Source organism: Paraburkholderia sp. MM5482-R2 (assembly GCF_050436125.1).
In the GTDB taxonomy this organism is placed as follows: Bacteria; Pseudomonadota; Gammaproteobacteria; order Burkholderiales; family Burkholderiaceae; genus Paraburkholderia; species Paraburkholderia tuberum.
In genome coordinates this window covers 346,457-358,576 of sequence record NZ_JBNDLP010000002.1, presented here as the reverse complement: position 1 = coordinate 358,576, position 12,120 = coordinate 346,457, and the positions used below count along the sequence as shown (strand labels likewise).

At 65.2% G+C, this 12,120-nt stretch carries 11 protein-coding genes and 1 tRNA gene; 2 read left to right on the top strand and 10 right to left on the bottom strand.

All coding sequences use genetic code 11. The features are described 5' to 3' along the window. Positions 1-14: 14 nt before the first annotated feature. The 10 genes from queC to def all read right to left on the bottom strand — a co-directional run bounded on the left by queC (position 15) and on the right by def (position 9,902). On the bottom strand, positions 15-746 hold the full coding sequence (queC, locus tag OKW37_RS04710; protein WP_429407813.1) for a 7-cyano-7-deazaguanine synthase QueC: 732 nt from the start codon (positions 744-746) through the stop codon (positions 15-17). Positions 747-1,141: 395 nt separating this feature from the next. Further along, positions 1,142-1,217: transfer RNA gene (locus tag OKW37_RS04705), tRNA-Phe, on the bottom strand. A 93-nt stretch (positions 1,218-1,310) separates the two neighbouring features. Continuing rightward, entirely contained in the window at positions 1,311-2,000 is a 690-nt protein-coding gene (gene esaR / locus OKW37_RS04700; RefSeq protein WP_184051110.1) for a response regulator transcription factor EsaR, read from the bottom strand. Beyond that, entirely contained in the window at positions 2,001-4,427 is a 2,427-nt protein-coding gene (locus OKW37_RS04695) for a sensor histidine kinase (protein ID WP_184060907.1), read from the bottom strand. It lies immediately after the preceding gene. Next, a complete protein-coding gene (locus OKW37_RS04690; RefSeq protein WP_184025788.1) occupies positions 4,417-5,016 on the bottom strand; it encodes a DUF4390 domain-containing protein in 600 nt (199 codons plus the stop codon). The genes OKW37_RS04695 and OKW37_RS04690 overlap by 11 nt, the downstream gene beginning before the upstream one ends. After that, on the bottom strand, positions 5,013-6,452 hold the full coding sequence (rsmB, locus tag OKW37_RS04685) for a 16S rRNA (cytosine(967)-C(5))-methyltransferase RsmB (protein WP_429407815.1): 1,440 nt from the start codon (positions 6,450-6,452) through the stop codon (positions 5,013-5,015). The genes OKW37_RS04690 and rsmB overlap by 4 nt, the downstream gene beginning before the upstream one ends. A gap of 199 nt (positions 6,453-6,651) precedes the next feature. After that, on the bottom strand, positions 6,652-7,509 hold the full coding sequence (gene htpX / locus OKW37_RS04680; RefSeq protein ID WP_018418965.1) for a zinc metalloprotease HtpX: 858 nt from the start codon (positions 7,507-7,509) through the stop codon (positions 6,652-6,654). A gap of 105 nt (positions 7,510-7,614) precedes the next feature. Then, on the bottom strand, positions 7,615-8,256 hold the full coding sequence (locus tag OKW37_RS04675) for a LysE family translocator (protein ID WP_429407817.1): 642 nt from the start codon (positions 8,254-8,256) through the stop codon (positions 7,615-7,617). 116 nt (positions 8,257-8,372) lie between these two features. Then, the gene (fmt, locus tag OKW37_RS04670; RefSeq protein WP_429407819.1) at positions 8,373-9,368 is read right to left on the bottom strand and encodes a methionyl-tRNA formyltransferase; all 996 of its coding nucleotides are present in this window, start codon (positions 9,366-9,368) and stop codon (positions 8,373-8,375) included. Positions 9,369-9,398: 30 nt separating this feature from the next. Next, positions 9,399-9,902 (bottom strand): peptide deformylase, encoded by a 504-nt coding sequence (def, locus tag OKW37_RS04665; RefSeq protein ID WP_090805503.1) that lies wholly within the window; start codon positions 9,900-9,902, stop codon positions 9,399-9,401. A gap of 277 nt (positions 9,903-10,179) precedes the next feature. Between def and dprA the strand changes: the two genes are divergently transcribed. Beyond that, positions 10,180-11,409: a DNA-processing protein DprA gene (gene dprA, locus OKW37_RS04660; protein WP_429356406.1), complete on the top strand. Its 1,230-nt coding sequence runs from the start codon at positions 10,180-10,182 to the stop codon at positions 11,407-11,409. 101 nt (positions 11,410-11,510) lie between these two features. Next, positions 11,511-11,888 carry a thioredoxin family protein gene (locus tag OKW37_RS04655; RefSeq protein WP_018418960.1) on the top strand — a complete coding sequence of 126 codons (378 nt, stop codon included), beginning with the start codon at positions 11,511-11,513 and terminating at the stop codon, positions 11,886-11,888. Positions 11,889-12,120 lie beyond the last annotated feature (232 nt).

Here is a 12,120-nt window from a genome sequence, read left to right as displayed (position 1 = left end):
TCTCGCGCGAGCCGTCAGACCGGCTCGGTGACTTTTTCGCCGGCGAGATAGGCCTCATAGCCGCGTTTGCGCAACCGGCATGCCGGGCATTCGCCGCAGCCGAAGCCCCATGCGTGCAACTCGGCCCGTTCGCCGACGTAGCAGGTATGCGTCTCGACACGCACCAGTTCCACCAATGCGTCGCCGCCGAGCGCGCGCGCGAGGCGCCACGTGTCGGCCTTGTCGAGCCACATCAGCGGCGTCTCCAGCGCGAAGCGCGTGTCCATGCCGAGATTCAGCGCGACCTGCAGCGCCTTCATCGTGTCGTCGCGGCAATCGGGGTAGCCCGAGAAGTCCGTCTCGCACATCCCGCCGACCAGCACCTGCAAACCGCGCCGATACGCGATGGCCGCGGCGATCGTCATGAACATCAGATTGCGGCCCGGCACGAACGTGTTCGGCAACCCATTGGCCGTGGCTTCGATTTCGATCTCGCGCGTCATCGCGGTGTCGCTGATCGCGCCGAGCAGCGACAGGTCGATCGTGTGATCGTCGCCGAGACGATCGGCCCACGCCGGAAACGCACGCGCGACGGCCTGACGGAATCCTTCGCGGCATTCGAGTTCGACACGATGACGCTGACCATAATCGAAGCCGACCGTTTCGACCGTGTCGTAACGGTCGAGCGCCCACGCGAGACACGTGGCAGAATCCTGGCCGCCGGAAAACAGCACGAGCGCGCTACGCTTAGCGTCTTTGCGGATCACCGTGATACTCCGTGAATGAGAGTGCCACGTCGCGCTGCGCGAGGTGCGCCATGCAAGCAACGCGGCGCGACGTGTGCCGGCACTGTGCCGGCCCAAAGCAGTATAGGTCGCGCGTTGCGCGGGAACGTGGCTGGGCGCTTATACCGCCGATCGTCGGGCGAAGGATTGGGTGCTTCGGTGCGACATGCTCGGCACTGCATTCGCGCGGTGCACGACCGCGTCCGACGCCTGCATGCAAGTCCTTGAACTGGCGCGATTTTATCACGCGACACCGAATGTCGCCGACGCCAGCTGTCTCACGCGCGCGGCTTCAACTGCATGGCAAGCCGAAGTGACGACTTGTCCGCCAAACGGAAAAGCCCCAGGGAATCTTGCGATTTCCTGGGGCCGAATCCTGGTGGCCTGGGGCGGAATCGAACCACCGACACGCGGATTTTCAATCCGCTGCTCTACCAACTGAGCTACCGGGCCAACGAAGAACGAAACTATATCAAGCGATCCGCAGTTCAGCAAGCCCTTTCATAAATAATCTGCCGGGCCGCGTTCGCATGCAACACGTGGCGCTCACTCCCCTTTGTTCTTGCCGAGATCGACGCCGAGTTGCTTCAGCTTGCGATAAAGATGCGTGCGCTCGAGACCGGTCTTCTCCGCGACACGCGTCATGCTGCCGTTCTCGCGCGCGAGGTGATATTCGAAGTACGCGCGCTCGAACGCATCGCGCGCATCGCGCAGCGGAATGTCGAACGAGATCGACGCGGTTTGCGCGACGAGCGTGCCGCCGCCGACGCCATCGGACGACAGTATCGGCAACGCGGCCGCCGACGCGACTGACGATGCGCTGACCGGCAACGCCGGCTTCGCAGCCACGCCGCCAGGCACGGCCGCCGCGTTACCACGCGCGAGTCCCTGCTCGACCGCCTTTAATAGCTTCTGCAACGCGATCGGCTTTTCGAGGAAGTTGAGCGCGCCGATCTTGGTGGCCTCGACCGCGGTGTCGATCGTCGCGTGACCGGACATCATGATCACGGGCATCGTCAATTGACCTTGCGCGGCCCATTCCTTGAGCAGCGTCACGCCGTCGGTGTCCGGCATCCAGATGTCGAGCAGCACGAGGTCCGGCGCCTGACGCAGACGGAACTCGCGCGCCTCCTGCGCGTTTTCAGCGGCCTCCACGACGTGTCCCTCGTCGCTGAGGATCTCCGAGAGCAGTTCCCGGATGCCCATTTCATCATCTACCACCAGGATGGTTGCCATTTACGCTGCCCTTGTCTGCACTGTTGCTTTTGTCGTTCCCTGCGACGCGCCGCCGTGCGCCGGATGGGCACCCGAACCAGGTGCACCCGGCTGCGCGGGGTCGTCCGCCAGTTGAAGGAAGAGAATCGAAATCTGCGCGCCTTCGATCACGTCGCCGGCCTTCATGCGATTGCGAATGTCGATGCGCGCGCCATGTTCGTCGACGATCTTCTTGACCATCGCAAGTCCCAGACCCGTACCCTTGGCCTTGGTCGTCACGTACGGCTCGAACGCGCGCGTGAGGATACGCGCGGGGAAGCCTGGTCCGTTGTCCGACACTGTCAGACGGACCGCGACGCGCGCCTTGCCTTGCGCGTCGGGGTCTCCGTATTCTACTGTCCTCGTCTCGAGCAAAACACGCGGATGCGCGACTTCGGCGACCGCGTCCTGCGCGTTCTGCAGCAGGTTGTGGATCACCTGTCGCAACTGCGTCGCGTCGCCGCGTATCGCGGGCAAGGTCGCCAGCTCGACCTGGATCGCGCCCTTGCCTTCTTCGATACCGTACAGCGTGAGCACCTCGCTGACCAGACCATTCAATTGCAGATGCGCGAGTACCGCGGGCGGTGTGCGCGCGTAGTCGCGGAAATCGTCGACCATCTGCTTCATCGCGGCGACCTGATTGACGATCGTCGTCGCGCCGCGCTTCAGCACGTCCGCATCCGACGGCGCGAGCTTGTCGGCGAGCTTCATCTGCAATCGTTCGGCCGACAGTTGAATCGGCGTGAGCGGATTCTTGATCTCGTGCGCGAGGCGCCGCGCGACTTCGCCCCATGCGATCGAACGCTGCGCGGAGATCACGTCGGAGATGTCGTCGAACACGATCACGTAGCCCGCGGTCTGCATGCCTTCAGCGTCGCGCTCGTTCGCCGCGACGAGGCGCGCGCCGCGCACGAGCAGCGTGAGCGGCTCGGTTTCGCCGGGCACCGGCACCGAGAACTGCTGCTGCCAATGGCCGTTGTCGTCATGGCCGTCTTCACTCGCCGCTTCGCGATCGGCGAATGCCTTGCGCACCATCGCGCCGAATTCGCCGAGCACGCCGATCTGATCGAGCGACGAGCCGAGCACCGTCTGGAACGGCTGACGGAAAATCCGCTCGGCGCCTCGATTCGCGGTGGTCAGCCGGAATTGCCGGTCGAACACGAACACACCCGCGGTCAGGTTCGCGAGGATGCTCTCGAGATACGCCTTCGAATGCTCGAGCGCGATACGATTTTTCTCGACCGCCCCGCGCGCTTCCGACAACTGCCGCGTCATCGCATTGAACGACTGCGTGAGGAAACCGAGTTCGTCGCGCGACTTGATCTCGCGCTTTGGCGTGTAGTCGCCCTCGGTGATTTCCTTCGTGCCCTGCGCGAGCAGGAATAGCGGCCGCGCGAGCTGATTGCCGAGCGCCAGCGCGAGCATCATCGCGATGAAAGTCGCGAGAAACAGCGACAGGGTCAGCGTGCCGATGTACATCTTGCGCAAGCCGGTGCGGCCGAGCGCCTTCTCCTGATACTCGCGATACGCGCGCTGCACCGAGTCGGCATTGCGCGCGAGTGTCGTCGAGACCGGCTGCGTCAGTTGCAGGAAGCGCTCGGCGGGCTGCAACAGCGACGCGTTCGCATCGGGAATACGCTGCACCACGCGCAGACGCAGCGCTCCCTTGCCGCCGTGCGCATTCGGATCGCCGTCCACTTCGCCTTCGATCGCCGCATAGCCATGGCCACGCGCCTGCTCGATCATCAGCGGTGTCGGCAGATCGTTCGGCAGCAGCATCGCGTAGTTGCCGGACGCCTGCGCGACCACGTGCATGTCCGGCGTCGCGCCAGACATGCTGCGGGTCGGCTCGACGATCGTCGCGTCCTGCACACCGAACTGGTCGCGCAAACGCAGCAGCGTCAACGTGGTGCCGGCCGCATCCGCGCTCGCGAGCTGCTCGGACATCAGACGCGCCTTCGTCTGCAGATCGGACAGCGACGCGTCGAGCATGCCGCGCCCGAGGTTGAGGCCGGACGCGAGCGCGGTTTCGACGTTCACGTCGAACCACGACTCGATGCTGCGCGACACGAACTGATACGACACGATGTAGATGATGCCGCCCGGCACCACACCGACCAGCGCCATGAAGAACGCGAGCTTCGCGAGCAGCCGTGTGCCGAATTTGCCCGTGCGTAATCGCACGATGATGATGACGACGAGCGTCGCCACCACCAGCAGAAAGATCAACGCGACCGCGACGTTGGCCGCATACAGCCACTGGTAATAGCGGTCGAAGAATTCGGTGTTCGCGCTGGCGGCGGCCAGCAACACGAGCAGCAACACGGCCGTCACCGCGACCGTCGACACGAGCACGCGCACGACGATGCTGCTGACACTGGTGGAAGATGAGCGCACTTTATTTAGCACGATCGGCGGCCGTGAAAGTGAAGCGCTTCCAATCGGAGGCGAGGTTCCAGTCGCGGTTGTTCACCGCGTCGATCTGGAACGGCTTGGGCATCAGCCCGATGTCGAGTTGCATGCGCACGGACGCGTTATAGGTTTCGCCGACCCGCACCTGATTGCGGTCGATCACGTGCCACGACGTCACGTGCTTGATCACCGCGAGCGCATCGTTGAGCGTGGAAAAGCCGAGCTGCAAGCCGCCCGACTGCACGCTCGACACGCGATATTCGCGCGTGAGTGGCTGGAACGACAGCCGCAAACTTTGCGACACGCTGACCGGCTGCTCGTCGAACCAGTACCAGCGCGGCCGGCTCAGTTCGAAATCGGTCGTGAAATAAAGCGGAATGCCTTTGTTGACCGCGTCTTCGAGATTGCTGTTCAGCTGGAATTCGAAATGCGCGTCGAGACTCCAGCCGCCGTTGTCGGCCTGCAGCGACGCCCGCTGCACCGCGATCGAGTCAGCGTGCGCCGCGCCCGGCGCTGCAAGCCAGACGGCCAGCGCGATCCAGAGCACGGCAGCGAGCCGAAGCGGGAAGAAGCGTTTTATGGTCACCGTTTCTGAAAGCGCGCGTAGAAAAATCCGTCGTGGTCTGAGTTCGTGCCGGCGCTGAATTCAGCGGGTCGTCCAGCATGAGAACCGGCCGATGGGTCGGCGGGCGCGCGGGCAACTGAGGGTAAAAGCTGCCCCGGCGCGTCCAATCGTACCGCATCCTGGTGCTGGTTTCCAAACCACTGTGCCTGCAACTCGCCCTCTTCGGGGAAGATCGAACAGGTGACGTAAAGCAACTCGCCGCCCGGTTTCACGAGCGGCCACAGCGCGTCGAGAATGCGGCGCTGTTCGGCGACGAGCGCGGCGATATCGGACTGACGACGCAGCCAGCGAATATCCGGATGACGCCGCACGATGCCCGACGCCGAGCACGGCACGTCGGCGAGGATGCGGTCGAACGGCTGGTCGAGGTCGTCGTGCCATTGCGCGGGGTTGCCCGCGTCGCCGATGCGCACTTCCGCTTCGAGCTTCAGACGCCGCAGGTTTTCGCCGATGCGGCGCGCGCGAGACGCATCGCTTTCGAGCGCAACCACTTGAATGTTGGCGAGCTCGAGCAGATGCCCGGTCTTGCCGCCAGGGGCCGCGCATGCGTCGAGCACGCGCATGCCGTCGCGCACGCCGAGCAATTGCGCGGCGAGTTGCGCCCCTGCGTCCTGCACGGACACGACACCTTCGCTGAAGCCCGCAATGCGCTCGACCGGCATTGGCGTCGCGAGCGTGACCGCGTACTCGCCAGCCTTGCTTGCGGCGATCTGCTGGCGTTGCAGCACTTGCAGATAGGCGTCGACCGTCGAATGGCGCGCGTTCACGCGCAACGTCAGCGGACCTTGCGTGTTGCCGGCGGCCAGCACCGATTGCCACGCCTCGGGCCATGCGCGCTTCACCGCGTCGATCCACCAGGCCGGATAGTTCCAGCGCGCTACTTCATCGGCTTGCACCGAGGCGAGCAACGTGTCGCGCTCGCGCAAGAAGTTGCGCAGCACCGCGTTGACGAGCCCCTTCGCGAACGCGAACTCGCGACGCGCGCCAATCACCCTGACCGCCTGGTCGACGACCGTGAACGGCGTGTAGGCGGCGCTCGCTTCGTCGTCGACGAGCAGCGCGAGCGCGCACGCGAGCACATGCGCGACGTGCGGCGGAGGCGCCTTCTTCACCAGCTTCGCGATCAGCCACTCGGCGGTTGCGAGACGGCGCATCGTGCGATAGGCGATATCCTGCACCGCGCCGCGCGCCGCTGCGGCGTTGTCCTCGGGCACCGCCACGAAAACGCTTTGCAGCGCCGCGGGCAAGGCCGCGCCGAGACGCACGGCGCCGACGGCCTGGGCCGCGCAATCGAGTGCGAACCCGAGCGATTCGGGCGACAGTTGCAGCGTCGACAAACGGGATTCGCGCGAATGCGCCGACGAGGAAGCAGAACGCGAAGAAGGCTTTGGAGTCATGAAGGGAGCAAGGGCAAGCCGCACGGTGCGCGCGGCGCAATCAGCGCACATTGTAGCGTGGCGCCGGTGGGGCGCTGCCATGCGTGGGTGGTGGCCGCAGACGCTGTCGCGCAGTGGCGACGAACGGTGCGAAAAAAAGCGGGCCTCGCGGGCCCGCTCTTCAGTACTTCAGGCTCGACGCGCCGAGCGACGCGGCGCCTCAGTCGAAGCGCCCGGTGCGCGCCATTTCCATCAAACGCGCGATGCGTTCCTCGGTCGCCGGGTGCGTCGAGAACAGACTCGCGATACCGCCGCCCGACAGCGGATTCATGATCATCATCTGCGCGGTGGCCGGATGCGCCTCGGCCGTCGGGAACGGAATGCCGCTCGCATAGCGATGGATCTTGTCGAGCGCCGACGCCAGTGCCTGCGGGTCGCCCGAAATCTGCGCGCCGCCCCGGTCGGCTTCGAATTCGCGCGCACGCGAAATCGCCATCTGGATCAACGCACCCGCAATCGGCGCGAGCAGCGCAACCGCGATGCTCGCAATCGGGTTCGCGGGACGGCCGTTTTCGTCGCGGCCGCCGAAGAACATCGCGAAGTTCGCCAACGCGGAAATCGCGCCGGCCATGGTCGCCGAAATCGTCGAGATCAGAATGTCGCGATGCTTCACGTGCGCGAGTTCGTGCGCCATTACGCCGCGCATTTCGCGCTCGGACAGTACGCGCAGAATGCCGGTGGTCGCCGCGACTGCCGCGTGCTCCGGGTTGCGGCCGGTGGCGAACGCGTTCGGCGCGTCTTCGTTGATCAGGTAGACGCGCGGCATCGGCAGGTTCGCGCGCGTGGCGAGATCGCGCACCATCCGATAGAACTGCGGCGCGCTGTTTTCGTCGACTTCCTGCGCGTTGTACATGCGCAGGACCATCTTGTCGGAGAACCAGTACGAGAAGAAATTCATCCCAAGGGCGATCACGAGCGCGACCATCATGCCGCGCGACCCGCCGATCATCCCGCCGATCACGATGAAAAGGGCCGTAATCGCGGCCATCAACATCGCGGTTTTCACCCAGTTAAACATGTCTGCAACTCCTTGCCCCGAGCGTGGCCTTCATCTCCGTGCCGCGCGATTGCGGCGCCAGACTGTAAGCGAAATGTTAGATATGGGCGATGCGGGAAAATTCAATCATCGCGCGGCGCTCGCGAGTTTGATGCCCAGGCCGACGAACGCGCTGCCGACGCCGCGATCGAGCCAGCGCTTGACCGCCGGTTTGCCCGAGAAACGCTGCGTGACGCTTCCCGCGATCCACGCGACGAAGCTGTTCCAGACCATGCTCATCAGCACGAAGACCGCGCCGAGCGTGAGAAACGCGAAGGTCTTGTGTTCGCTGCCCGTCGTGACGAATTGCGGGAAGAACGACACGAAGAACAGCACGACTTTCGGGTTCAGAACGTTGGTCCAGAAGCCTTGCAGGAACAACTGCCGCAGCGACTTCGGCGTGGACGACGCGCGCGCATCGCCGGCGGGCGCATCCGCGGCCGGTTTCGTGAAGATCAGGCGCACCCCCAGATAGATCAGATAAATCGCGCCGACGAATTTGACGATGGTGAACGCCGTAGCCGACGCGGCCAACAGCGCGGTCAGTCCAAACGCGCAGGCAAGCGAGTGAATGCAGCAGCCCGCCGAAATGCCGAGCGCCGACATCAGCCCCGCGCCGCGGCCCTGGGCGACGCTGCGCCCGACGATATAAGCGGTATCCGGCCCCGGCGTGATGTTCAGGAGAAAAACCGCGACGATGAAAAACTCGAAATGGACGATGCCGAACATGTGATGCACCCTCGAAAACCTGGTCTGCTGCATGGAGGATTCTAACGCGCGTCGCGCTCGCGGCGGGCGCGGAGAACACCGGCCGAATGGACGATGCTCCGGCGTGCGAGACGCGCTTATTGCGCCTCGGGAAGCTGGAAGCGCTGGCCTGCGGCGAGCGGCGAGCCAGCAATGAATTCGCGCACCGGCAGGCGCTTGCCGCCGGGCTTCTGCAATTGCGTCAGACGCAGTGCACCTTCGCCGCAAGCGACCAGCACACCGTCGGGCGCAACCTCGACGATGGTGCCTGGCGCCTTGTTGCTGCCCGACGCCGGCGAGGCTACGGCGGTGGCGGCCCAGATCTTGACGGTGCTGCCGTCGTCGAGCGTGCCGGCGCCGCCGGGGAACGGGTCGAACGCGCGCACCTGACGCGCAAGCGCCTCGGCCGGCCGGCGCCAGTCGAGCGCCGCTTCGTGCTTGGCGATTTTCTCGGCGTAGGTCACGCCGTCGGCCGGTTGCGGGATCGACGTCAGCTTGCCGCTGCGCTCGAGCTCGATCAGTGCGTCGACGATCAGTTGCGCGCCGTCCGCGGCGAGGCGGTCGTGCAGCGTGGCGGTGGTGTCGTCGGCGGAGATGGGGGTGCGTACTTCCGAAATCATCGCGCCGGTGTCGAGTCCAGCGTCCATCTGCATCAGCGTGATGCCGGTTTGCGCGTCGCCCGCCTCGATCGCGCGATGAATCGGCGCCGCGCCGCGCCAGCGTGGCAGCAGCGACGCGTGGATGTTGATGCAGCCGAAGCGCGGAATGTCGAGCACTTCCTGCGGCAGGATCAGTCCGTAGGCGGCGACAACCATCACGTCGTGCGGCGTCGCGCGCAGTTGCTCGATGCCGGCGGCGGCTTCCTGTGGATATTTGCCAGCGCGGCGCAGCGACGCGGGCTGCGCAACCGCGAGGCCGTGCTCCTGCGCGTAGCGCTTGACCGGACTCGCCTGCAGCTTCATGCCGCGACCCGCCGGCCGGTCCGGCTGCGTCAAGACGAGCGGCACGGCAAACCCGGCGCCATGAATCGCGGCTAGCGCGGCCGCGGCGAATTCCGGTGTGCCGGCAAAGATGACGCGCAACGAATGACTCATGAATGGGGCGATAGGCAAGTTGAAAGCGCGTTACATCGCGTGGGCGAGCTTCTTCATCTTGCTCTTGATGCGCGTTTGCTTCAGCGGCGACAGATACTCGACGAACACGTGGCCCATCAGGTGATCCATTTCGTGCTGAATGCACACGGCGAGCAGCCCCTCGCAATCGAGCTCGAACGTTTCGCCCTTCTCGTTGAGCGCACGCACGCGCACTTTCTCGGCACGCTCGACGTTGTCGTAGATCCCGGGCACCGACAGGCAGCCCTCTTCCGACAACTTCCTCTCATCGCTCGACCAGACGATTTCCGGATTGATGAACGCGAGCAGTTCGTCGTGCGTTTCCGACACGTCGATCACGATCACGCGTTCGTGCACGTCCACCTGGGTGGCGGCGAGGCCGACGCCGGGCGCCGCGTACATCGTTTCGGCCATGTCCGCGACGAGACGGCGGATACGGTCGTTGACCTCCGGGACTGGCTTCGCCACCTTGTGCAGCCGTTTGTCCGGGTAATTGAGGATGCTCAGTAAAGCCATGATTTCGAGTGTGATTTGAGACGCCGCCAACCGTTGGCGGCTCGCGTTGGCCATTTGGCCAGGTTGTGAGCCCGTCGTAATACGCAGAGGATAGATGATGTCGAACCGGTTCGATTCAACGCGCCTCGTGCGCCCGACGACGAACCCGCGCCGGTAAGCACGGCGCCGCGATTATTCGCGGCTCATTGCCGTTTTATTTCCGCGTTTTTATTTCGGATGATGAAAATTTTAGCATGGCGCCCGCCTGCCCGCAGGCCCCGCCAGAGGAGCGACCCGCATGCAGACCTTGCCCGCGACCCGTATCGAACTTGCCGCCTGGCTGCGGTTGTCACTTGCGCCGGGCCTAAAACCCGCGGCGTTGCGCCTGTTGCTGGGCGCATTCGGGCTGCCGCAGGCGCTGTTGGCGCAGTCGCCGGAGACGCTCGCGGAGGTCGCCGGAGACGCCGCGGCGCGCGCGGTGCTGGCGCCGCCGGGTCCAGCGTTCGACGGCCAGCTCGATGCAGTGCTCGCATGGCGCGAGCAGCCGGGCAACCAGATCGTCACGCTCGACGATCCCGCCTATCCGCCCGCGCTGCTGACGTTGCCCGATCCGCCACCCCTCCTATATATAAAGGGCCGGCTTGAGCTGCTGCATACGCGCGCGGTCGCGCTCGTAGGCAGCCGCAGCGCGACGCCGCAGGGCATCGAGGATGCGCGGCGGTTCGCGCGAGAACTGTCGGCGGCGGGCGTGACGGTCGTATCGGGGCTCGCACTCGGCATCGACGGCGCCGCGCATCGGGGCGGGTTGGAAGGTGTCGGCGGAACGGTCGCGGTGGTCGGCACCGGCGCGGACCTCGTCTATCCCGCCGCGCATCAAGCACTCGCGCGGCAGATCGCCGCGCAGGGTGCGATTCTCTCGGAGTGGCCGCTCGGCACGCCGGCACGCGCCGCCAACTTCCCACAGCGCAACCGGCTGATCGCTGGGCTGGTCAGCGGAGTCGTGATCGTCGAGGCGGCTATGCGTTCCGGTTCGCTTATTACCGCGCGGCTTGCCAATGAGATGGGGCGCGACGTGTTCGCGTTGCCCGGATCGATTTACGCGCCGTTGTCGCGCGGCTGTCATCGGATGATCAAGCAGGGAGCGCGGCTCGTGGAAACGCCTGACGAGGTGCTGGAGGAGCTCGGTTTTGCCCGGCGGCCGGCGGGCGATGCGAGACGCTCGGCGAAGCGGGCCGTGCCGCTGGAGCATGCGGGTTTGCACGTTTCGTCGGGTGGGACCGCTTTGCCCGCTACGACCGCAGCCTTCGCCGACTCACCGGCGTCCGGGCCGGCCCCGCAGCCGGCGCTCGCCCCTGACGCACAGCGTCTGCTCGCCGCGCTCGGCCATTCGCCGACCACGCTTGAAATTCTCGCCGCCCGTACCGAGATGGAGAACGCCGCCCTGCACGCCGCCTTGCTCCGGCTCGAACTCGCCGGCGAGGTCACGCTGCTGCCCGGCGGCCGGTTCATGCGAGCCCATCATGACTGAGCCGAGACTGACCGGCGTCAATGCAGATTGGCAACTTTTCGCGACCGGCCATGCTACATTCGCGCCAAAGCACCCGACAAAATACACAAGGAAATCACTTCATGCCCGCGCTGAACCTCGACACCGACCAGGACCGGATCGCCGAGCGCGTCAACGAACCCGACACGCTGTTCGTTGCGTGCCTGTGCGCGGAGTGGTGCGGGACGTGTCGCGAGTACCGGGACTCCTTCAACCAACTGGCCGAGCGGCACCCGGAAGTCTGTTTCGCATGGATCGACATCGAAACTCATGCGGATCGGTTCGACGATCTGGACGTCGAGAATTTCCCGACCGTCCTGATCGAAGACTCGGTGACGACACGGTTTTTCGGTACGGTTTTGCCACAGGTGTCGATCGTCGAGCGGATGCTGTCGGATCTGACCGCGCTGCCCGGCGTAACCGGTGCGCCGAAGCTGCGGCCGGCGCTGGCGGTCGCCTGAAGGCGGCCTCGCGCGCCGCCCGGTCAAACGGAAAGCCTCGCGACGCGCCGCTTGCGGCACAGGCCCCCGCCGATCATTTGGGACAGCATCGCGGCTGGCATCGCTGTCCGCACGCGGCGTTTGCCGCAGTTGATCAACCGCTGGACGCGCAATTATGATGACGCGCTTTTATGGCACTTGACCCGTTGGGTTCGCACCTTGTGCTATAAAGCGGTCGTTATTGGGTCGAAAG

Excerpts from the sequence above, each read along its gene's own strand:
- esaR (WP_184051110.1), bottom strand. The coding sequence starts at position 2,000 with ATGGCAACCATCCTGGTGGTAGATGATGAAATGGGCATCCGGGAACTG.
- rsmB (WP_429407815.1), bottom strand. The coding sequence starts at position 6,452 with ATGACTCCAAAGCCTTCTTCGCGTTCTGCTTCCTCGTCGGCGCATTCG.
- htpX (WP_018418965.1), bottom strand. The coding sequence starts at position 7,509 with ATGTTTAACTGGGTGAAAACCGCGATGTTGATGGCCGCGATTACGGCC.
- OKW37_RS04675 (WP_429407817.1), bottom strand. The coding sequence starts at position 8,256 with ATGTTCGGCATCGTCCATTTCGAGTTTTTCATCGTCGCGGTTTTTCTC.
- fmt (WP_429407819.1), bottom strand. The coding sequence starts at position 9,368 with ATGAGTCATTCGTTGCGCGTCATCTTTGCCGGCACACCGGAATTCGCC.
- def (WP_090805503.1), bottom strand. The coding sequence starts at position 9,902 with ATGGCTTTACTGAGCATCCTCAATTACCCGGACAAACGGCTGCACAAG.
- dprA (WP_429356406.1), top strand. The coding sequence starts at position 10,180 with ATGCAGACCTTGCCCGCGACCCGTATCGAACTTGCCGCCTGGCTGCGG.
- OKW37_RS04655 (WP_018418960.1), top strand. The coding sequence starts at position 11,511 with ATGCCCGCGCTGAACCTCGACACCGACCAGGACCGGATCGCCGAGCGC.